This is a genomic window from Streptomyces sp. NPDC031100, from assembly GCF_055570785.1.
On record NZ_JBVIGN010000021.1, the window covers coordinates 30,349 to 51,255 of the forward strand.

At 69.5% G+C, this 20,907-nt stretch carries 18 protein-coding genes and 1 pseudogene; 14 read left to right on the forward strand and 5 right to left on the reverse strand.

Annotated elements, in window-relative coordinates; genetic code table 11:
- Nucleotides 1-52 precede the first annotated feature (52 nt).
- Genes ACZ5DS_RS39730 through mmsA form a run of 4 tightly spaced genes read left to right on the forward strand, consistent with a single transcriptional unit; the run spans nt 53 to nt 5,170 of the window.
- Nucleotides 53-937 carry a Cgl0159 family (beta/alpha)8-fold protein gene (locus ACZ5DS_RS39730; protein WP_468248851.1) on the forward strand — a complete coding sequence of 295 codons (885 nt, stop codon included), beginning with the start codon at nt 53-55 and terminating at the stop codon, nt 935-937.
- A 7-nt stretch (nt 938-944) separates the two neighbouring features.
- Nucleotides 945-1,769: a 5-deoxy-glucuronate isomerase gene (iolB, locus tag ACZ5DS_RS39735; RefSeq protein WP_468248644.1), complete on the forward strand. Its 825-nt coding sequence runs from the start codon at nt 945-947 to the stop codon at nt 1,767-1,769.
- On the forward strand, nt 1,766-3,652 hold the full coding sequence (gene iolD, locus ACZ5DS_RS39740) for a 3D-(3,5/4)-trihydroxycyclohexane-1,2-dione acylhydrolase (decyclizing) (RefSeq protein ID WP_468248646.1): 1,887 nt from the start codon (nt 1,766-1,768) through the stop codon (nt 3,650-3,652). Before iolB ends, iolD begins: the two co-directional genes overlap by 4 nt.
- 15 nt (nt 3,653-3,667) lie before the next feature.
- Nucleotides 3,668-5,170 carry a CoA-acylating methylmalonate-semialdehyde dehydrogenase gene (mmsA, locus tag ACZ5DS_RS39745; protein ID WP_468248648.1) on the forward strand — a complete coding sequence of 501 codons (1,503 nt, stop codon included), beginning with the start codon at nt 3,668-3,670 and terminating at the stop codon, nt 5,168-5,170.
- 52 nt (nt 5,171-5,222) lie between these two features.
- Here mmsA and ACZ5DS_RS39750 read toward each other — a convergent pair whose 3' ends face one another.
- Nucleotides 5,223-6,050 (reverse strand): SCO4651 family lipoprotein, encoded by an 828-nt coding sequence (locus tag ACZ5DS_RS39750; protein WP_468248651.1) that lies wholly within the window; start codon nt 6,048-6,050, stop codon nt 5,223-5,225.
- Between the two features lie 432 nt (nt 6,051-6,482).
- On the opposite strand from ACZ5DS_RS39750, the gene ACZ5DS_RS39755 reads away from it, so the two are divergent.
- The 7 genes from ACZ5DS_RS39755 (at nt 6,483) to ACZ5DS_RS39785 (ending at nt 13,663) form a co-directional block, all read left to right on the forward strand.
- Nucleotides 6,483-7,889, forward strand: coding sequence for an APC family permease (locus ACZ5DS_RS39755; RefSeq protein WP_468248653.1), 1,407 nt, complete (start codon nt 6,483-6,485; stop codon nt 7,887-7,889).
- A 174-nt stretch (nt 7,890-8,063) separates the two neighbouring features.
- Nucleotides 8,064-10,715 carry a CocE/NonD family hydrolase gene (locus ACZ5DS_RS39760; RefSeq protein WP_468248655.1) on the forward strand — a complete coding sequence of 884 codons (2,652 nt, stop codon included), beginning with the start codon at nt 8,064-8,066 and terminating at the stop codon, nt 10,713-10,715.
- A complete protein-coding gene (locus ACZ5DS_RS39765; RefSeq protein WP_468248657.1) occupies nt 10,712-11,566 on the forward strand; it encodes an ABC transporter permease in 855 nt (284 codons plus the stop codon). The genes ACZ5DS_RS39760 and ACZ5DS_RS39765 overlap by 4 nt, the downstream gene beginning before the upstream one ends.
- A 219-nt stretch (nt 11,567-11,785) precedes the next feature.
- The gene (locus ACZ5DS_RS39770; RefSeq protein ID WP_468248660.1) at nt 11,786-12,199 is read left to right on the forward strand and encodes a hypothetical protein; all 414 of its coding nucleotides are present in this window, start codon (nt 11,786-11,788) and stop codon (nt 12,197-12,199) included.
- A 328-nt stretch (nt 12,200-12,527) separates the two neighbouring features.
- Complete coding sequence (locus ACZ5DS_RS39775; RefSeq protein ID WP_468248662.1) at nt 12,528-12,860, forward strand: hypothetical protein; 333 nt, start codon at nt 12,528-12,530, stop codon at nt 12,858-12,860.
- A 65-nt stretch (nt 12,861-12,925) separates the two neighbouring features.
- Nucleotides 12,926-13,255, forward strand: a complete 330-nt coding sequence (locus ACZ5DS_RS39780; RefSeq protein ID WP_468248664.1) for a hypothetical protein — start codon at nt 12,926-12,928, stop codon at nt 13,253-13,255.
- Between the two features lie 78 nt (nt 13,256-13,333).
- Nucleotides 13,334-13,663 carry a hypothetical protein gene (locus ACZ5DS_RS39785; protein WP_468248667.1) on the forward strand — a complete coding sequence of 110 codons (330 nt, stop codon included), beginning with the start codon at nt 13,334-13,336 and terminating at the stop codon, nt 13,661-13,663.
- 205 nt (nt 13,664-13,868) lie between these two features.
- Here ACZ5DS_RS39785 and ACZ5DS_RS39790 read toward each other — a convergent pair whose 3' ends face one another.
- Nucleotides 13,869-14,198 (reverse strand): hypothetical protein, encoded by a 330-nt coding sequence (locus ACZ5DS_RS39790; protein ID WP_468248669.1) that lies wholly within the window; start codon nt 14,196-14,198, stop codon nt 13,869-13,871.
- Nucleotides 14,199-14,595: 397 nt separating this feature from the next.
- On the opposite strand from ACZ5DS_RS39790, the gene ACZ5DS_RS39795 reads away from it, so the two are divergent.
- On the forward strand, nt 14,596-15,777 hold the full coding sequence (locus ACZ5DS_RS39795) for a glycosyltransferase (protein ID WP_468248671.1): 1,182 nt from the start codon (nt 14,596-14,598) through the stop codon (nt 15,775-15,777).
- 13 nt (nt 15,778-15,790) lie between these two features.
- Here the strand turns inward: ACZ5DS_RS39795 and ACZ5DS_RS39800 are convergent, their stop codons facing one another.
- Nucleotides 15,791-17,290 (reverse strand): fibronectin type III domain-containing protein, encoded by a 1,500-nt coding sequence (locus ACZ5DS_RS39800; protein ID WP_468248673.1) that lies wholly within the window; start codon nt 17,288-17,290, stop codon nt 15,791-15,793.
- A gap of 705 nt (nt 17,291-17,995) precedes the next feature.
- Between ACZ5DS_RS39800 and ACZ5DS_RS39805 the strand changes: the two genes are divergently transcribed.
- On the forward strand, nt 17,996-18,298 hold the full coding sequence (locus ACZ5DS_RS39805; RefSeq protein ID WP_468248676.1) for a hypothetical protein: 303 nt from the start codon (nt 17,996-17,998) through the stop codon (nt 18,296-18,298).
- A 102-nt stretch (nt 18,299-18,400) separates the two neighbouring features.
- Here ACZ5DS_RS39805 and ACZ5DS_RS39810 read toward each other — a convergent pair whose 3' ends face one another.
- Nucleotides 18,401-19,747, reverse strand: coding sequence for a glycosyl hydrolase family 28-related protein (locus ACZ5DS_RS39810; RefSeq protein ID WP_468248678.1), 1,347 nt, complete (start codon nt 19,745-19,747; stop codon nt 18,401-18,403).
- A 44-nt stretch (nt 19,748-19,791) separates the two neighbouring features.
- Between ACZ5DS_RS39810 and ACZ5DS_RS39815 the strand changes: the two are divergent.
- A pseudogene (locus tag ACZ5DS_RS39815) lies at nt 19,792-20,499 on the forward strand (CDP-alcohol phosphatidyltransferase family protein); the annotation flags it as partial.
- On the opposite strand, the gene ACZ5DS_RS39820 reads toward ACZ5DS_RS39815, so the two are convergent.
- The gene (locus ACZ5DS_RS39820; RefSeq protein ID WP_468248680.1) at nt 20,383-20,904 is read right to left on the reverse strand and encodes an FAD synthase family protein; all 522 of its coding nucleotides are present in this window, start codon (nt 20,902-20,904) and stop codon (nt 20,383-20,385) included. The pseudogene ACZ5DS_RS39815 and the gene ACZ5DS_RS39820 sit on opposite strands and share 117 nt — an antisense overlap.
- Nucleotides 20,905-20,907: the final 3 nt, after the last annotated feature.

The window sequence follows — 20,907 nt, forward strand, 5'->3', positions numbered from 1 at the left end:
CAGGGTGGCAGGCACCCATCACGAGGGCGGGGACGGCGCCCGGCAGTCCCGCGTGGACGTCGCCGCGCTCGTCCACACCCGCACCCATCACCCCGAGGCCATCGCCGAGGCCGCGGCCCGGCGGGGTCGGCGCCCGCTGCTGAACGAGGGCGGCCGGCTGATGATCGTCGCCGCCGACCACCCGGCCCGCGGCGCCCTCGGCGTCGGCGACCGCAAGCTCGCCATGGCCAACCGCGCCGACCTGCTGGAACGCCTGTGCCTCGCGCTGTCCCGGCCCGGCGTCGACGGCGTCCTCGCCACCGCCGACATCCTGGACGACCTGCTCCTGCTCGGCGCCCTCGACCACAAGGTCGTCATGGGCTCCATGAACCGCGGCGGCCTGCAGGGCGCCAGCTTCGAGCTGGACGACCGCTTCACCGGCCACCGCCCCGAGGACCTGCACCGCCTCGGCTTCGACGCCGGCAAGCTGCTGCTGCGCATCGACTACGACGACCCGGGCTCCCTGACCACGCTGGAGTCCACCGCCCGCGCCGTCGACGCGATGGCCGCGTACCGGCTGCCGGTCTTCGTGGAGCCGTTCATCAGCCGGCGCGGCCCCGACGGACGGCTGCGCAACGACCTGAGCGCGGAGGCGGTCACCAAGTCCATCGCCATCGCCTCGGGCCTCGGCGGCTCCTCGGCCTACACCTGGCTGAAGGTGCCGGTCACCGAGAACCCCGACGACATGGCCCGGGTCATGGAGACCTCGACCCTGCCGGCCGTGCTGCTCGGCGGCGACATCGGCGACTCGCCCGAGGAACAGGTCGCCGCGTACGAGAAGTGGCGCGGCGCGCTCCAACTCCCCACCGTGCGCGGCCTGGTGGTCGGCCGCTCGCTGCTGTACCCGGCGGACGGCGATGTGGCCGCCGCCGTGGACACCGCCGTAGGACTGCTGTGAGGGCCGCATGACCAGCACCGACCTGCACCTGCCCCGGGGTGCCACCGCGAACGCCCAGTACGCCGTCGACATCGACCCCAAGCGGGCCGGCTGGGCACATTGCAGCCTGCGCGTCGTCGAGTTGACGCCCGGCGGTACGCATACGTTCACCACCGGGGACAGTGAATGGATCGTGCTTCCGCTGCAAGGCGGATGTACCGTACAAATTGAGGGAAATGAGTTCCAACTCCTGGGCCGGGACAGTGTGTTCGCGGACGTCTCCGACTTCGCGTACGTGCCCCGGGACGCCCAGGTCCTGATCGCCTCCGGCGCGGGAGGCCGCTTCGCCCTGGCAGGAGCGAAGTGCGAGCGACGACTCCCCGCCCGCTACGGCCCCGCGCCGGAGGTCCCCGTCGAGGAACGCGGCAGCGGCACCTGCGCCCGCTGGGTGCGCAACTTCGCCTCGGCCGACTCCTTCGACTGCGACAAGCTGATCGCCGTCGAGGTGCTCACCCCCGGCGGCAACTGGTCCTCGTACCCGCCGCACAAGCACGACGAGCACCGGCCGGGCGAGGAGTCCGAGCTGGAGGAGATCTACTACTTCGAGATCGACGGCCCGAACGGAATCGGCTATCAGCGCGTGTTCCCCTCGCGCGAGGGCGGATCCGACGTCCTCGCCGAGGTCCGCTCCGGCGACGCCGTCCTCGTCCCCGACGGCTGGCACGGCCCGTCGATCGCCCAGCCGGGCCACGCCATGTACTACCTGAACGTCATGGCCGGGCCCGGCGCGACGCGGGAGTGGCGGATCTGCTTCCACCCGGACCACGTAGAAAACACAGGGGGGTACCGATGACCACCTCGACGACGCGGCTCACGGTCGCTCAGGCGCTCGTACGCTTCCTCGCCGCCCAGTACACCGAGCGCGACGGCGAGCGGCGGCGCCTGATCGGCGCCACCTGGGGCATCTTCGGGCACGGCAACGTGGCCGGCATCGGCCAGGCGCTGATCGAGTACCAGGACGTGATGCCGTACCACCAGGGCCGCAACGAGCAGTCCATGGTGCACGCGGCGGTCGGCTACGCCCGCCAGTCGAACCGCCTGTCCACGCACGCGGTGACGACCTCCATCGGCCCGGGCGCGACCAACCTGGTCACCGGCGCCGCGCTGGCCACCATCAACCACCTCCCGGTCCTGCTGCTGCCCGGCGACGTCTTCGCCACCCGCCCCGCCGACCCGGTCCTGCAGCAGCTGGAGGTGCCGTACGCGGGCGACGTGTCGGTCAACGACACCCTGCGCCCGGTGTCGCGCTACTTCGACCGGATCACCCGGCCCGAGGCCCTGATCCCGAGCGCCCTGCAGGCCATGCGGGTCCTGACCGACCCCGTGGAGACCGGCGCGGTCACCCTCGCGCTGCCGCAGGACGTGCAGGCCGAGGCGTACGACTGGCCGGAGGAGTTCTTCGCCGAGCGCGTGTGGACCGTACGACGTCCCGGCGCCGACCCGACCGAGCTGGCCGAGGCGGTGCGGGTGATCCGTCAGGCGCGCAGGCCCCTCGTCATCGCGGGCGGTGGGGTCCACCACAGCCGGGCCGAGGAGGCCCTCGCCGAGTTCGCGGAGGCCACCGGCATACCGGTCGCCTCCACCCAGGCCGGCAAGGGCTCCCTGCGCCATGACCACCCGCAGGACGTCGGCGGTGTCGGCCACACCGGCACCGCGACCGCCGCCGAGCTGGCCCGCACCGCGGACCTGGTGATCGGCGTGGGTACCCGCTACACCGACTTCACCACGGCCTCCGGCACCCTCTTCGCCCACCCGGACGTGCGTTTCCTCAACCTCAACATCGCGCCCTTCGACGGCCACAAGCTGGCCGGGCTGCCGCTGGTCGCGGACGCCCGCAGCGGCCTGGGCGAGCTGACCGAGGCACTCGTGATGCACGCGCACCGGGTCGCCGACTCCTACGTCACCGAGTACACCGAGGACAAGGAGCGCTGGGAGCAGCGCGTCGACGCCTGCTTCGAGGCGGACGAACCGGACATCAGGCCGACCCAGCCCCAGGTCATCGGCGCCCTGGACGCCCTGGTGGACGAGTCCGACATCATCATCAACGCGGCCGGATCGCTCCCCGGCGACCTGCACAAGCTCTGGCGGGCGCGGTCGTACGACCAGTACCACCTGGAGTACGGCTACTCCTGCATGGGCTACGAGATCCCGGCCGCGATCGGTGTGAAGATGGCGGCCCCCGACCGGCCCGTGTGGGCGCTGGTCGGCGACGGCACGTACCTGATGATGCCGACGGAGATCGTGACCGCCGTGCAGGAGGGCATCGCGATCAAGATGCTGCTCGTGCAGAACCACGGGTACGCCTCGATCGGCGGTCTGTCGGAGTCCGTGGGCGGCGAGCGGTTCGGCACCGCCTACCGCTTCACCTCGGACGACGGCACCTTCACGGGTGCCCCGCTGCCCGTCGACCTCGCCGCCAACGCGGCCAGCCTCGGCATGCGGGTGCTGCGCGCGAAGACCGTACGCGACCTGCGCGCGGCGCTCGCCGAGGCGCGGGCCGCCGACACTGCCACATGTGTCTACGTGGAGACCGAAACGTCCGACACTGTGTCGGGCGCGCCTCCGGCGCAGGCCTGGTGGGATGTTCCTGTGGCCGAGACCGCGACCCGATCGTCCGCGGTCAAGGCACGTGAGCTGTACGAACGGCACGTCTCGACCCGACGCCGCCATCTGTAAAAGGAGTTTCTGGGCATGACGAAGATCGTCAACCACTGGATCGGCGGCAAGACCGTCGAAGGCGCGTCGGGTACGTACGGGCCGGTCACGGACCCGGCGACCGGCGCGGTCACCACCAAGGTCGCGTTCGCGTCGGTCGAGGAGGTGGACGCGGCCGTCGCGGCGGCCAAGGACGCCTTTCTGACCTGGGGCCAGTCCTCGCTGGCCCAGCGCACCTCGATCCTCTTCAAGTTCCGGGCGCTGCTGGACGCCAACCGGGACGCCATCGCGGAGCTGATCACCGCCGAGCACGGCAAGGTCCACTCCGACGCGCTCGGCGAGGTCGCGCGCGGCCTGGAGATCGTCGACCTGGCCTGCGGCATCAACGTCCAGCTCAAGGGCGAGCTGTCCACGCAGGTCGCGAGCCGCGTCGACGTGGCCGCGATCCGCCAGCCGCTCGGTGTCGTCGCGGGCATCACCCCGTTCAACTTCCCGGCGATGGTCCCGATGTGGATGTTCCCGATCGCCATCGCGACCGGCAACACCTTCATCCTGAAGCCGTCCGAGAAGGACCCGTCGGCCTCCATCAAGATCGCCGAGCTGCTCTCCGAGGCCGGTCTGCCCGACGGCGTCTTCAACGTCGTCCACGGCGACAAGGTGGCCGTCGACCGTCTCCTGGAGCACCCGGACGTCAAGGCCGTCTCCTTCGTCGGCTCGACCCCGATCGCCCGCTACATCCACACCACGGCCTCCGCGAACGGCAAGCGCGTCCAGGCCCTGGGCGGCGCCAAGAACCACATGCTGGTCCTGCCGGACGCCGACCTGGACGCGGCGGCGGACGCGGCGGTGAGCGCGGCCTACGGCTCCGCGGGCGAGCGCTGCATGGCCATTTCCGCGGTCGTCGCGGTCGGCTCCATCGGCGACCAGCTGGTCGACAAGATCCGCGAGCGCGCCGAGAAGATCAAGATCGGCCCCGGCAACGACCCGACCTCCGAGATGGGCCCGCTCATCACCAAGGTCCACCGCGACAAGGTGGCCTCCTACGTCGAGGGTGCGGCGGCCGAGGGCGCCGAGGTCGTGCTCGACGGCACCGGCTACACGGTCGAGGGCTACGAGGACGGCCACTGGATCGGCATCTCGCTGCTCGACAAGGTGCCGACCAGCGCGAAGGCCTACCAGGACGAGATCTTCGGCCCGGTGCTGTGCGTGCTGCGCGTCGACACCTACGAGGAGGGCGTGGCCCTCATCAACGCCTCGCCGTTCGGCAACGGCACCGCGATCTTCACCCGGGACGGCGGCGCCGCCCGCCGCTTCCAGCTGGAGATCGAGGCCGGCATGGTCGGCGTGAACGTCCCGATCCCGGTGCCGGTGGGCTACCACTCCTTCGGCGGCTGGAAGGACTCGCTCTTCGGCGACCACCACATCTACGGCAACGACGGCACGCACTTCTACACCCGCGGCAAGGTCGTCACGACCCGCTGGCCGGACCCGTCCGAGGCTCCGGCAGGCGTGGACCTCGGGTTCCCGCGCAACCACTGACGCCGTACGGTGCCCCGTCCTCCGCGTGGGAGAGGGCGGGGCACCGGTGTGTTCAGCCCTGCTTCTGCTGCTTCTTCATCACGTCGGTGAGGTCGGCGGTCTGCGCGGCGGGCGGGGCCTTCACCGTGGCCGTCTTGCCGAACTTCTCGAAGTCCATGGTCACCGTCATGGTGCCCATCCGCTGCTTCAGCCGCACCGGAAGGTCGTCGGAGCCGACCCAGACGTCCATGGTGATCGAGGTGACGCCGAGCGCCGTGCCCATCGGGCTGCCCTTGCCGTAGGCGTCCTTGAACTTGCCCAGGTGTGCCTGGTCGACCGTGGCGCGGTAGTGGGTCGTACGCCGTCCGTCCACGGTCTGTGCGCCGAGGTTGTCGACGTCGTTCGCGTACTTCAGGCCCTTCATGGACGCCGAAGGGCTGCCGTTGCTCCCCGTGAGGGACTGCGCGCCCTTCTCCCCGAGGACGGCCGAGCTGTCGACCTTGATCCATTCCTTGCCCTTGAACGGGCCGGAGGCCGGCGCGTCGACGTTGTAGTAGTAGGCGCCGTCGACGAACAGGCAGTGGATCTTGGGGGAGTGCTGCAGGGACTGCATGTTCACGGCCCTGGTGTCCATCTCGACGTCGAACGCGTACCCGTCGCCCCAGGAGTACGTGCCCTCCATCGCGATCGGTCTGTTGGTGCCGATCGCGACCGTGCTCCGCATCTCGGCGGACCCGAGTGCCTCCGTGCGGTCCGTCGCCCGTGCCAGCGCTGCCATGATCTTGTCGGCGCTGTCCGCCGCCTTGACCGCCGTCCTCGCGCCCTCCGTGCCGCACCCGGAAGCCGCCACCAGTGCCGCCGCCGTGAACCCCACCCAGGCGGCCGTGTGCCGCATCTTCATGTCCCCACCCAAGAGCTGTGTGCCGTTTGTGAGCGGTGACTCTATCGGGGCGCACTGACATGTATGCGACCGGTTTTCACGTCCGGATACCGGACGACCTGACTTTTTTTCGACGCCTCAGCTGCGATTCCCGTTCAGGCGGGAGGAAACGGGTGGCGAAGGGGTTAATGGCAGATGACCTTGGAAAGCAAGGTCAGATCCCGCTGAGGCTTGATGGATGCATCTACAGGGCGCCACGGCCTGCGAAACTGATGCTGCGTAACGCTCGCCGGAAGTGCGGATTCCGAAGGTAAACGGCCATTGACGCAGCGGTTTTCGTCGGGGTTCTCTATGCAGCGCCGGGAGCGGACGAGACGAACGTACGACGAGCCGCCGGAGGCGATAGCGCTCCCGACCCCACCCTCACTCGCACGAGTCGATCGGAACCGCCGCATGACCGACACGCTCCGCCCTGTCGAGACAGCCGTCACAGAGGCTTCTGTGGCCGCTGACAGCCCTCAGAAGCTCAAGCGGTCCATCGGGGTGGTCGGCGGGACCCTGCTGACGCTCTCCTGCGTCACGCCCGCCTCCACGCTCTTCGTGGTCGTCCCCGACCTCTTCGGCTCCCTCGGTACCGCCACCGCCCTGACGATCGCCATCGGCTCCCTCCTCTGTATCGCCGTGGCGTTCTGCTACTCCGAGCTGGGCACCCTCATCCCCAGCGCGGGCGGCGAGTACGCGATGGTCTCGACGATGGCCGGGCGGCTCGCGGGCTGGCTCGTCTTCGTGCTGTCCCTGCTGGTCGTCATGATCGTGCCACCGGTGATCGCGATGGGCACGGCGGACTATCTGGCGCCCATCGTGCACCTCGACCCGTCGATGACCGGCGCCGGCGTGATGCTGCTCGCCACCCTCGCGGGTCTGCTCGACCTGCGCGCCAACGCCTGGATCACCGGCATCTTCCTGGTCCTGGAGGTCGTCGCCGCCGGCGTCGTCGCCCTCCTCGGCTTCACGCACAGCCACCGCGGCGTCGGCAGCCTGGTCTCCATGCAGGTGGCCGGCGAGAACGGCCACACGGACACCGTGACCGCCATGCTGGTCGTCTCCGGGCTCGCCATCGCCCTCTTCGTCACCCAGGGCTTCTCGACCGCCGTCTACCTCTCCGAGGAGCTGGAGCACCCGCGCCGCAACGTCGCCCGCACGGTGCTGGCCACCCTCGCCATCTCCACCGTGGTCATCCTGGTCCCGGTCGCCGCCATCACCCTGGGCGCCGGCGACCTCAAGGAGCTGACCGGCGGCGACATCAGCTCCATGGTCACCGCCTGGTCCAACTCCGCGGTCGGCACCTTCGTGAGCCTGTGCGTGGCCCTCGCGATCATCAACGCGGGCATCGTCATGGTCATCCAGAACTCCCGCGTGCTGTTCGCCTCCGCCCGCGACAAGGCCTGGCCCGAGCCGGTCAACAACGTCTTCTCCAAGCTCGGCCGCTTCGGCTCCCCCTGGGTCGCCACGCTCGCGGTCGGCGTCCCCGGCGCACTGCTTTGCTTCGTCAACCTGGACACCCTCTACGGCGTCACGGGCGTCTCGGTGACCGGCATGTACCTGCTGGTCGCGGTCGCCGCCCTGCTGGCCCGCCGCGGCTCCCACAAGCACACGCCGGCCTGGCGGATGCCGCTGTGGCCCGCGATGCCGGTCCTGCTGATCGCGGTCCTCGCCTACATCCTCAGCCAGCAGGAGGCGAGCTACCTGCTGTGGACCGGCGGCATCACCGCGGTCGCCACCCTCTACTGGGCCTTCTACCTCCGCCCGCGGCGCGAGACCCGCTGGCTGGTGTCGATCCCCGAAGACGCACAGGCGTAAGGCACCCGTTCAGCCGTCCCCGACGTCCTCGCCGCCCAGCACCGTGCCGGGCGGCGAGGACGTCTTCGTACCGCGCCTGAAGTACGCCGGGGCGGGCCCGTACTCCCCAGGGAGGGGCCCGGGTTCAGCCCGGAAGCCGCAGCCGATGTCGGTGGCGGACCGTACGGTTGACGCATGGATCTTCGAGTGCCCGCTGTGCGGGGGCTGCTGAAGGGGCCGCGGCGGCTGATAGCCGTCGCGGCCGCCGTCGTGGTGCTCGCCGGCGCCGGGACGTGGTCGGCCGTCGCCTCCGACGACGCACCTGCGGTGCACCGGAGCGGCCGGGTCATGACCATGGCCGACGGGACGCGCATCGACACCTCGTACTTCACGGGCACGTCGGGCGGCCGCCGCCCCGCCGTCCTGCTGGGGCACGGCTTCGGCGGCAGCAAGGACGACGTCCGCCAGGAGGCCGAGGACCTCGCCCGCGACGGATACGCGGTGCTGACCTGGTCGGCCCGCGGCTTCGGGCACTCGAACGGAAAGATCGGGCTGAACGACCCGAAGCACGAGGTCGCCGACGTCTCCCGGCTCATCGACTGGCTGGCGCAGCAGCCCCAGGTCCGCCTGGACAAGGCGGGCGACCCGCGCGTGGGCATGGCCGGCGGCTCCTACGGCGGCGCGATCTCCCTGCTCGCCGCCGGATACGACCACCGCGTCGACGCCATCGCCCCGGCCGTCACGTACTGGAACCTGGCCGACGCCCTGTTCCCGAACGGCGTGTTCAAGAAGCTGTGGGCCGGCATCTTCTTCAACACCGGCGGCGGCTGCGCCAGGTTCGAGCCGGAGCTGTGCCGGATGTACGACCGGGTCGCCGAGTCCGGCACCCCGGACGCCGCCGCCCGCACCCTGTTGGAGCAGCGCTCGCCGTCCGCGGTCGCCGACCGCATCAAGGTGCCCACGCTGCTGGTCCAGGGCCAGACCGACTCCCTGTTCACCCTCGCCCAGTCGGACGCGGCCGAGCGGGCCGTCCGAGCGGGCGGCGCCCCGGTGGACGTCGACTGGATCGCGGGCGGGCACGACGGCGGCGACCTGGAGACCAGCCGGATACAGGGCCGGGTGACCGCCTGGTTCGACCGCTACCTCAAGGGCGACCCGTCGGCCGACACCGGCCCGGCCTTCCGGATCACCCGCACCGGAGGCGTCAACGCCACCGACGGCGCAGCCCTGCTCCGCGGCGCGAGCGCCCACACCTACCCCGGCCTGCGCGACCACCAGCGGACCATCGCCCTGACCGGCCGCGAGCAGCGTTTCGCGAACCCGGCCGGCGCCAGCCCGCCCGGCGTCTCCGCCCTGCCCGGCCTCGGCGGCAGCGGCGGCCTCGCCCAGCTGTCCGCCCTCGGCGTCGGCGTCTCCCTCGACTTCCCCGGCCAGTACGCGAAGTTCGACTCGGCACCGGTCGCCGCCGACCTCAGGATCACCGGCTCGCCGACCGTGAGGGCCCATGTCACGTCCACGAGCGAGGACGCCGTCCTGTTCGGCAAGGTCTACGACGTCGGTCCCGACGGCACCCAGCAGGTGCTGCCCTCGCAACTGGTCGCACCGCTGCGGGTGACCGGCGCCAGGACCGGCAAGGACGTCACGATCACCCTCCCGGCGATCGACCACGAGGTCCGGAAGGGCCACCGGCTCCGTCTCGTCCTCGCCTCCACCGACCTCGGCTACGCCTCACCGGCCGCCCCGGCCACGTACACCGTCTCCCTGGAGGGAGACCTGAGCGTGCCGACGGCCCCCGCCGTCACCACCGCGGCGGCGCCCCTGGCCGCCTGGGTGTGGTGGCTGCCGCCGGCCGGCGTCGCGGGCGCGCTCGGCCTGCTGGTCTCCGGCCGCCGCCGTACGACCACCCCCGCACCCGACCCGGAGCTCGCCGAAGTCCCGCTCCAGATATCGAACCTGACCAAGCGGTACGCCAAGTCCGCCGACCGGTACGCCGTGCGCGAGCTGTCCTTCCGCGTGGAGAAGGGCCAGGTGCTCGGCCTGCTCGGGCCCAACGGCGCGGGCAAGACCACCACCCTGCGCATGCTGATGGGCCTGATCAGGCCCGACGGCGGCGAGATACGCGTCTTCGGCCACGCCACCCGGCCCGGCGCCCCGGTGCTCTCGCGGGTCGGCGCCTTCGTGGAGGGCGCGGGCTTCCTGCCGCACCTGTCCGGCCGGGAGAACCTGGAGCTGTACTGGCGGGCCACCGGCCGCCCGCCCGAGGACGCCCATCTGGACGAGGCCCTGGAGATCGCCGGTCTCGGCGACGCCCTCGCCCGCGCGGTGCGCACCTACTCCCAGGGCATGCGCCAGCGCCTGGCCATCGCCCAGGCCATGCTCGGCCTGCCCGACCTGCTCATCCTGGACGAGCCCACCAACGGTCTCGACCCGCCCCAGATCCGCGAGATGCGCGAGGTGATGATCCGCTACGCGGCCGGCGGCCGCACGGTGATCGTCTCCAGCCATCTCCTCGCCGAGGTCGAGCAGTCCTGCACCCACCTGGTGGTGATGGACCGCGGCCGGCTGGTCCAGGCGGGCCCGGTGCAGGAGATAGTGGGCTCCGGCGACACCCTGCTCGTCGGCACCGGCACACCCGTCGAGGAGCCGGTCGTGGAGAAGGTGGCCGCGCTGCCCGGCGTCGCCTCCGCCGTGCGCACCGAGGACGGACTGCTGGTTCGCCTCGAACCCGGCGGCGCGGCCGAGCGGCTGGTCGTGGAGCTGGTGCGGCTGGACGTGCCGGTCGCCTCGGTCGGCCCGCACCGGCGCCTGGAAGACGCCTTCCTCACCCTGATCGGAGGTTCCGCATGAGCGCGCTCACCGAGGTCGCCTCCGGCTATCAGACCCGGCGCACCCTGCCCCTGCGGGTCGAACTGGTCCGCCAGTTCAAGCGGCGCCGCACGCTCGTCATGGGCGCCATCCTGGCCGTGCTGCCGTTCGTGCTGCTGATCGCCTTCGCGGTCGGCGGCGACCCGGCCGCCCGCAACGGCCAGATCACCCTGATGAACACGGCCACCGCGTCCGGCGCCAACTTCGCCGCGGTGAACCTGTTTGTTTCTGCGGGCTTCCTCCTTGTCATCCCGGTCGCCCTGTTCTGCGGGGACACGGTGGCCTCCGAGGCGAGCTGGTCCTCCCTGCGCTATCTGCTGGCCGCACCCGTGCCCCGGGCCCGGCTGCTGTGGTCCAAGCTCGTCGTGGCGCTCGGGCTCAGCCTCGCCGCGATGGTGCTGCTGCCGGCCGTGGCCCTCGCGGTCGGCACGGCCGCCTACGGCTGGGGCCCCCTGCAGATCCCCACCGGCGGCGCACTGGACTCCGGTACGGCGGCCCAGCGGCTCGTGGTGGTCGTGGCGTACATCTTCGTGTCCCAGTTGGTCACCGCCGGCCTGGCGTTCTGGCTGTCGACGAGGACGGACGCCCCGCTCGGCGCGGTCGGCGGCGCGGTCGGCCTGACCATCGTCGGCAATGTCCTGGACGCCGTCACCGCCCTCGGCCATTGGCGTGACTTCCTGCCCGCGCACTGGCAGTTCGCCTGGGCCGACGCCGTCCAGCCGCACCCCGAATGGTCAGGCATGATCCAGGGGACGTCGATCTCCCTGACCTACGCACTCGTCTTCATCGCCCTGGCCTTCCGGGGGTTCGCCCGCAAGGACGTGGTGTCGTAGTTTCTCTTTCAGCTGGGAATATGACCTTCTCGCACTTGAACGCACTATACGATCAATCGATTCGCCGACCAGATGTGAATCCCTCCGGGAAAACCGAGTAATGCGCTCCTTCACTCCCATGGCATTCATGCGTATGGAGTAGTGCATCGCTTTGGGCGGACTGCGGACTGCTATGTTCTGCATCTGTCGGATCAGAGGTAACTTCAAGTGAGGTGAATCATGAAGAAGGCAGTTTTCACAACTGCGGCGTTGGCCATCGGCGCGAGTCTCGTGGGTGGCTCCGCCGTCGCGGCCTCGGGCGCCAAGTCACCTGCCCACGAAACCGGTCCGCTCGGCCTCATGTCCCAGACCGATGTGACTCCGGCGCTCGTGCCCGCGGCCGACACCGTGATGCGGGTGGCACGCCAGGGCAATCTCACCAAGGGCAGTGCGTTCAATGACAACCAGTCGGCGAAAGTCACCGGCACGAACAAGGCGGCGAAAATCTCCGGCGTATACCTGGACGGCATGGGCCGGGGCAGCGGCAAGAAGCCCGCAATTCCGGTGAAGAACCCGGTCGGAACCGGTGCCGTGCAGCTCCACCCGCTGAATGGGCCGACCAGCTCAGGGCTCGGTAGCCTGTTCAATAATTAGACAACCACCCGGAAACCGCCAAACCGGAATTCTGACACTCTGATCCGGTTCTCGTCGACCAGCGGCTCCGCACCCGCCCGGCACCCGATGTCGTGCCGGGGATACGCCTCAAGCCTGTCCGGCCCACTGGACCCCTCCTTGCCAGTGGGCCGGACGCATGTCGGCGTTCTGCCGGACCCGTGCGGCCCGAATGAAATCGGCGCACGTCATCGTTCGGCCATCCGGTGGAATCCGCCCTGCAGAGACGGTGTCCGCGTGACTTTTCGCCGCATATTTCGGTTTCTTGCTATGTAAGCGCGGCTTACCGTGAATCCAGGAAGGAACCGAGTTGACCAGGAAGTTCGCGGTCGTCACTGCACTCGCCCTTGCCGCTGTCTGCGGCGGCGCCGGCGCGGCCTCCGCCCACTCGAACACAACCAACGTCACTGGCGGTGACGGCTTTTCGGAGTCCCCGGTCGTCGTGAACGCTCCTCAGCAAGGCGTTCTCGTCGTCAACGGCACGCTCGTCGATGGCCGCTGCATCGCGCCGTGGTCCAACGGCTCCGTCGGCGTCCTCGGCGGCGCCGGTGTCTTCGTGCCGAACTCGCACTACGCCGCGTGCAACACGGCGGAAGTCGACCAGTCGCAGTGGGCCCCTTACGCCGGTGGCCTGCTCTTCTGACCCCCCTGCTCCCGGTAATTCCGAGCAGGTGAACCCCTCGAAACGCAGTCCGGAAAGGACATCCCATGCGTAACAAGGTTACGGCCATCTCCGCCCTCGCCGCGGGTGTAGTCCTGGCGGCCGCCGGTACCGCCGCGGCCGACAACTGCACGACCGTCACCGGCGGCAAGGGCTTTTCGTCGTCCCCGGTCGTCGTGAACGCTCCTCAGCAGGGTGCGGTCATCGTCAACGGAACGGGCGTCGACCTCCGCTGCGTCGCGCCCTGGTCCAACGGCTCCGTCGGCGTCCTCGGCGGCGCCGGTGTCGCCGCGCCGAACTCGCACTACGCCGCCTGCAACACGGCGAAGGTCGACCAGTCGCAGCACGCCGGGTACACGGGCGGACTGCTCTTCTGAACTCCTCCCGCTCCGAGCGATTCGGAGCGGGGGCAGACGTCCCCTCCCGATCTGTCAACCACCCGAAAGGCGCAATTCATGCGTAATAAGGTTACGGCCCTCACCGCCCTGGCTGCGGGCATCGTCCTGGCGGCCGCCGGCACTGCTGCGGCTGACAACAACACCACCGTCACCGGCGGCGAAGGCTTTTCGGAGTCCCCGGTCGTCGTGAACGCACCCCAGCAGGGGCTTGCCATCGTCAACGGCTCCCTCGTCGACGGCCGCTGCATCGCGCCGTGGTCCAACGGTGCCGTCGGCGTCCTGGGCGGCGCCGCGACCATCGCGCCGAACTCGCACTACGCCGCCTGCAACACGGCGGAGGTCGACCAGTCGCAGTGGGCCCCTTACGCCGGTGGCCTGCTGTTCTGAGCAGCCTCAGCATGGCGGCCCGTCGATCCTCGGCGGGCCGCCATCGGCGTTTCCGTCTCGTGCAGGGCGTGCACGGCGTGTATGGCGATGGCGAAACAATTCTTCCGGGGTTTCTCCCTGCGCCCCACGACGAGCCCTGAACACACCGAAGGCCGGCTCCGAGAACAACGGAGCCGACCCGAGTGTCCCAGCGTATCCGCGTCTTCTACCTGAGGGCCGGAAGTGCGGCAGGCACCTTGCCGCCGAGAGGCCCCTTGCCGCTGAGGGGGCTCTTGCCGTTCAGGGGATTCGGCAGGGCGCCGCCGAAGACGGGGGTCTTGACGACACCCGACTTCTTCACGCCCTCCGCCGCGTGCTTGACGTCGGTGGCCAGGGCGCCCGCCGGGATCTCGGCTGCGTTGGGGACAGAGCGGGCGACCGTCTTCCCCTCGTCGAGGAGGCCCTGCGCCGGCACGTCCGCCGCAAAAGCCGGTGCCGCAGCGCCGGCGATGGCCAGGGTGCCGACAACGATCGCGGCAGCCTTCAGACTCTTCATCGTGTTCCTTTCGTCCGCAGCTCGGATCACCGGAGGGAACTCCCTCCTCAAGGCGTCGCGAGTGCCTGGGGTCTCGCTTCCCTCGGAGTAACGACAGAGTGGTGCCACGGGAAACTCCGTTGACGGCAAGTTTCTGGGAACTCATACATCCTGAACGACCCTCGCAGACATTCTCATCCGATGATCCGTGTGGATTGTCGTCGGTGCGCCGCAGGTCCAAGCGGGTGATTTTGTCCGAGGAATAGGCCCCTGGGAGGATTGTCATTCCGACACGGTTGACGGCTCCGCTGAAAAAGAGGCTAGTGTTCGTCCCGAATCCGACGCGTCTTACATCGAACCTACGGTCGCACGCCTGGTGCTTGGTTCGGAATGCTTCATCGGAAGGGAAGCCTCGGTCATGCGCATTCCCCTCGGTCCCGTCCCGCACCGTGCGACGCCGTCCGCAGCACGTGAGCCGCACGTCCTGCACGTGACCCAGCCGGTCGAGGGCGGTGTCGCACGGTTCGTGACGGACCTGGCGGCGGCACAGCTCGCCGCGGGGCTGCACGTCACCGTGGCCTGCCCGCGCGGCGGCACGCTGACGGACGCCCTGCGCGCGGAGGGCTGCCGGGTGCTTCCCTGGGACGCGACCCGCTCACCGGGACCCCGACTCCCCGGCGAGGTGGTGCGGTTGGCGCGGCTCCTGCGCGAGGTGCGGCCCGACGTGGTGCATGCGCACAGCGCGAAGGCGGGGCTCGCGGCGCGGCTCGCGGTGCGCGGCCGACTCCCCACCGTCTTTCAGCCGCACGCGTGGTCCTTCGAGGCCATGGACGGCGTCATGGCCCATGCCGCGCTGCGGTGGGAGCAGTTCGGGGCGCGGTGGGCGGCGCGCGTCCTCTGCGTGAGCGAGGCGGAACTGCGGACCGGCGAGCAGCGCGGCATCACCGCCCAGTGGCACATGGTCCCGGGCGGCGTCGACACCCGCAGGTTCCGACCGGAGGGGAGCATCGCCCGGTCCGGGGCGGGCCCCCTCGTCGTGTGCGTGGGACGGCTGTGCCGCCAGAAGGGCCAGGACGTGCTCCTGCAGGCCTGGCCCGCCGTCGTACGGCAGCTGCCCGCCGCCCGGCTGGTGCTCGTCGGCGACGGTCCGGACGCCGACCGACTGCGCGCCGGCGCGCCCGCGTCGGTGGAGTTCGCCGGCCCGGCATCCGACGCCGCCCCCTGGTACCGGGCCGCCGACGTCGTCGTCCTGCCGTCCCGCTGGGAGAGCATGGCGCTCGTCCCCCTGGAGGCCATGGCGTGCGCCCGGCCGGTCCTCGTCACGGACGTGGACGGAGCGCGCGAGAGCCTGCCGCCCGGCCATCTGCCGCACTGCCTGGTGCCGCCGGAGGACCCCGACGCGCTGGCGCGGGCACTGACGGCGCTGCTGCGCCGCGCGCCGCTACGGGCGGCGCTGGGCGCACAGGGCCGCGCCCATGTGCTCGCCGCCCACGACGTACAGCAGACCAGGGACGCGGTGATCGATGTGTACCGCGAACTGCTCGGCATGGTCACCACGCCGTTCGTCCCCAGCCAGAGCAGGGAATCCATCACCACATGACGGCGCTCTCCCCTCACTGTGCTCCTGCCGGGCTCTGCTCGGCGACCGCGGTCACTTCGAGCGGCTCCGACCGAGGAGTTGTGTTCTTGCCGTCGGTGACGGCGATCGTGTAGCGATGGCGGGAGCCGGGGGAGACGGAATCGGTGTACCTCATCTCCGGGCGGTCCCACTCGGCCGACCGCTGCTTCGGCTCGGCCACGCGCACACCGTCCCGGTAGATCAGGTAGGTCAGCTCCGCGTCGTCCCTGTCCCATGCGGCCCGCCAGGTGAGGGTGACGCCTCCTGCGCGAGAGGTCTCGCCGGTGAGCCGGGGAGCCTCCTGCGGGGCTGTGCTGCCGGGGCCGGTCCCGAAGCGCGTCAGGCCCTGCTGGGGCGTGCCGTTGACCGCGGTGAACTCGCCGCCTGCCCAGAGGATGTCGCCGGCCATCACGAGCGCCCGGGGGCCGACCCCCTCACCGATTCCGTCATCGGTGTCGGGGAACCAGTGCAGGATGCGTTTGTCGCCCACCGATTGCGCCAGGAAGTGGCGACGGGGGCCGTCGGGGAACCCGCCCGGAGTCAGCCCGCAGTAGTGGGCGTGGGAAGCGCTGTACAGAACGCCCTTGTGCACGACGACAGCCTGGGTGGCGCCCAGGCAGGTGTCCTTCCAGGTCATCGTGGAGTCGGACAGACTGCCGGCGATGCGGCCGTCGAAGATGCCCGGCCCCGTGCCCTCGGCGCCCAGATAGAAGTGGTCGCCGTTGCGCGCCAGTGATGTCACCGCAGAGCGCGCCGGCAACCAGTCCGGAAAGGACGCCACGGTCGAACCGGTCACCGGATTCAAGGAGACCAGCGCCTGCTCCGGTCTGCCGTTGACGTTGTGGAATTCTCCGCCGACGACGACCTGTCCGTGGTCGGGCGCGGCCAGGACGGCGCGGACCGGCCCGTCGGGGTCCGCCCTGAACGGCAACAGCTCGCCGCTCCGGCTGAACGCCGCGATGCGGTTCCTGGTCTCGCCGTTGACGGCCGTGAAATCACCACCCAGGTACACCGTCGTGTCGGTGGTCTCGATGGCCCGCACGGGCGCGGACATGGCGGGGCGGAAGTCCTTGCGCAGCGAGCAGTCGTCCGTGTCGAGCGCGACCGCACTGGCCACGCCGGTGTCGTCGACCTTGCCGAACGATCCGCCGACGTACAGCACCTTGCCGTCGCGCGATGCCTTCAGCGCCCGTACGGTCTCCGCGCCGTTCGTGAAGGAGTGGGCGCACGGCAGCAGTCGGCCGGTGACGGCGTCGAACGCGGCGAAGTTCTTCCGGGCGACCTCCTTCTCGCCGGGCTTCGCGCCGGGCGCGCGGACGCTGTCGAAGGTGCCGCCGATGTACACGACACCGTGTGCGTACGCGACCGACCAGACGATGCCGTTCGTCTGCCATGTCGCCAAGGGGGCCGCGGTCAGGGTCTCTTCGCCGGGCGCCGGCGCGCCGAAAGCGGTCGTCAGCGAAGCAGCCGCGAGGAGAACCACGGCGGAAGCCATGGTGGCGGTCCTGGACGTGCTTTTTCCTGGGCGCATGGAACATCCCGGGTCGAGGGATACGGGTGGCGAGAAGAGGGGAAGATGGGGACCGTTTCCGATCTGAGAAGTGCCAAGACGCTTTCACCGGGCCGTGTTTCTCACGACGGAGGTCACTTTCCGAAAGTAGACACCCGGTTCCACAACACCGGATTCGACAAGCGGGCTTGCCGCGAGATCCATCCGATTGGCACCCATCCGTGTCGCGGCAAGCTCGAATGGCCTAGCAAAAGGAGTCGTAATCCACAACGGCAGTTCGCTCGTGCCACTGTTGAGGCGCCCGCTCGAACTGCCGAAGGAAATGGCGGGAGAGTTCGCCAGGGCGAGATCAGGTACCGAGGTCTGGTACCCAAGCAACTAGGAGGAGTGCTCGTCATGCGAGTAGCTGCCCGAGCAAAGGCGCAGTCACGACGGTCGAGTTGGGGAGCGGGCCTCGTCGGCGCCGGCCTGACCGCGACCGTGGCATTCGGCATCGCGGCCGGTATCGCCGCCGGGCCCGCGTCGGCCCATTCGGTCCCCCGAGCGACGCAGGCGTGCGACACGTGCCAGACAAAGCCCCCCACGGACGGGTGCAAGCCGTGCCAGCCCAAACCGCCCACGGACGGGTGCAAGCCGTGCCAGACACCCCCTCCGCCGCCGCCCTGCCCCACGGGGACGACCACGGTCACCGTGACCAATCCGGTCACCGGCTCCGTGGCGATCCCCGGTGACGGAAGCTTCCAGCTCACCGTCAGCAGCAACAGCCAGGGAGAGGTGTTCGGCTTCGACATCCCCGCGGCTGCTCACCGCGCCGTCGTCCGGGTCACGGCCACGGGCAGCACCGGCGCCAACATCAAGAACTACGACAGCACGACGGGCTTCCCCGACGGCACCGCGGCCGACACAGGCCTCCACGCCCTGGCCGACTCGAACGGCCACTTCCCCGACATCACCCGCATCGACTTCTGCATCAAGCCCACCAAGTACGTCTGACGCAGCTGTCCCGGCATCGTCCGACGGTGCCGCACGACCGCGCCACACACAGCTGTGGGGCCCGGCAGATCCCGGGCCCCACACGCTGAACGCCGTTGAGGTTCAGGTCCTGGGCGGGATCTGACCGGGCGGCACGGCAGGGGTGGTGGGCCTGGCAGGCGTGGACCTGGCCCCGGTGGCCTGGGTGTCGATGCAGTCGGTGAAGTGCACGAAGCGGGCCGGTTTCCTGCTGTCGGTGACGGCGAATTCGGCCTGTGGGTAGCTCCTGAGCAGGCACATGTCGTAGCGGGCGACAGGCGGCTGGACGTCCTCCCGGTAGCTCGTCCGGTACTGGTGACGGCCTACGAGCTGACAGGAGTCGTAACGGATCAGGGGCCCACGTGGGCCCACTGTGTACTGATGCGGCCGGACTTCGGCGGAGAATTCCTTGAAGGCGTTCGCGGTGTCGTCGCAGTCGGTGAAGTGGATCGTTCCTCTGCTCCACACGCTGTCGATGATCCTCACGTCCGGGTCACGCACTTCGAACCGGATGTCCTCGGCGTGGAAGCGCTGGACCGAGTCGTGGTGATGGCTGACCGGGAATCGGAAGAAGGTGCTGGTGGTGCCGTACTCCTCGGTGCTCGCGGGACGTTTGCCGGTGATGATGTAGGAGCCGCGGCTGCAGGTGATCGATCCGCCGTAGGGGAACTCCAGGAAGTTGCCCCACTCGTATTCGACCTTCATGTCGTTGAACCAGTAGTTCAGGAACTGGTCCTGGTCGTTCGGACTGGCTTGTTTGCCCCCCGTGAGACCGGAGTACAGGAACGCCTTCCGGTAGCTGCCGGCGACCGTGCAGGCTTCCCACCGCATCTCCGAGTTGCAGTCCGTTCCGTCGAGGGCCAGCCCGTACTCCCATTCCCCGAGCCACTGGCATTCCGAGAACCGGTAGTCCTGGACCTGGCCGGTGGAGTAGGAACGGAAGAAGGATGCGCCCGGTGTGGCGGAGCGGAACTGCATGCGTTCGAAGGAGAGGTTCGACCAGCTGTCCTCATTGCGGCACAGATAGGAGCCCGGGCCCGTGTCCGGGCGGAAGACGAGGGTGGTCATGTTCTTGCCTGCACCGGCGTAGCGCAGACCGTTCGCGGGCCGCGGCGGGGCAACGCCGTTCAGCAGCGCATGCGGACGGGTGATGAGGAAGTCGCCGGCGGGAATCTCGATCACCAGTCGGCCCACCCCGTGGCGGACACGGGAGGCGGCGAGCGCGTAGGCGGTCTCGAATGCTTCCGTGTCATCGGTGCAGCCGTCGCCCACGGCACCGAGGTCGGCGACGTTGACCGCGGACGTCGGACCGACGGACGCACTTTTGGCGGACGCACTGGTGGCGGGCAGGGCTGCCGCGACCAGCAACGATGTTCCGCCGCGCAGAATATGCCGACGGTTGCAGGACATCTCGCCACCCAGGTCTGTCATAGTTGCCTTCCTTTCCTAAAGTGGTTATGTCACCAAGGAGGGTTATGGCCGAGTTTGCGGAGATGCTGAGGCAACTGTCGACGGCACAGAAACCGGCGAAGGGGGTGTCGGTCTACACGCGGTTTGTCAATCGCCCGGCCGGCCGTGTCATGGCCGCGCTGGCCTCCCGGATCGGTGCGACGCCCAATCAGCTGACGCTACTCGGTGCCTTGTTCACTTTTCCGGCGCTTGCCGCCGTGGCCCTGCTGCGGCCCGAGCCGGTGATGTCGCTCTGTGTCGGCGTGGCTCTTGTCCTGGGCTTCGCCCTGGATGCGGCAGACGGTCAGCTCGCGCGGAGCCAGCGCTCCGCGAGCCTGGCGGGTGAATGGCTGGACCATGTCCTGGACTGCGTCAAGATCGTCACGCTGCACCTGGTGGTGCTGGTGGCGTTCTACCGCTATTTCCTCCTTCCCAGTCCGCTCCTTCTGCTGGCCCCCATGGTGTTCCAGCTCGCAGCGGTGGTGATCTTTTTCGCCGGCATTCTCACGCAGAAGCTCAGGGGGCGGGCCGTGGCGCAAAGAGACGGTGGCTCCGCCTCGGTGGTGGGGGCCGTGTTGCTCCTGCCGGTCGACTACGGCACGACCTGCGTCAGCTTTCTATTTCTGGGCAGCCCGGACATCTTCCTTGCCCTGTACTGCGTACTGCTGGTGGCTCATGTCCTGTTCATGGTCGCCTTCTTGGTGAAGTGGTTTCGCGAGCTCCATCAGCTCCAGCGCCCCGCGCAGTAGCGTGCTGGAGGTGTGGACGGTGTAGGGGAAGTAGACGACTTCGACACCCACGTTCGCGAAGCGGCGTTCGAGGATTTCCCATTTGGGTGTTCCCTGCCAGTCGTCTCCCTTGAAGACGACGTGGAATCCGACCTGCTTCCAGATCTGCAGTTTGTCTCCGTGCGACTCCACCACGGCGTCGTCGACGTGGCGCACACTGCGGACGATCTCCAGGCGCTCGGCGAGCGGGATCACCGGCGGTCTGCCTTTGAGACGCGTGGTCAGTTCGTCGGACGTCACCCCTGCCACGAGGCGGTCACAGTGCCGGCGCGCCTCCCGCAGGATGTTGAGGTGTCCGATGTGGAACAGGTCAAAGACCCCGGGCGCGTACCCGATGCGTGTCGTGTTCACGGG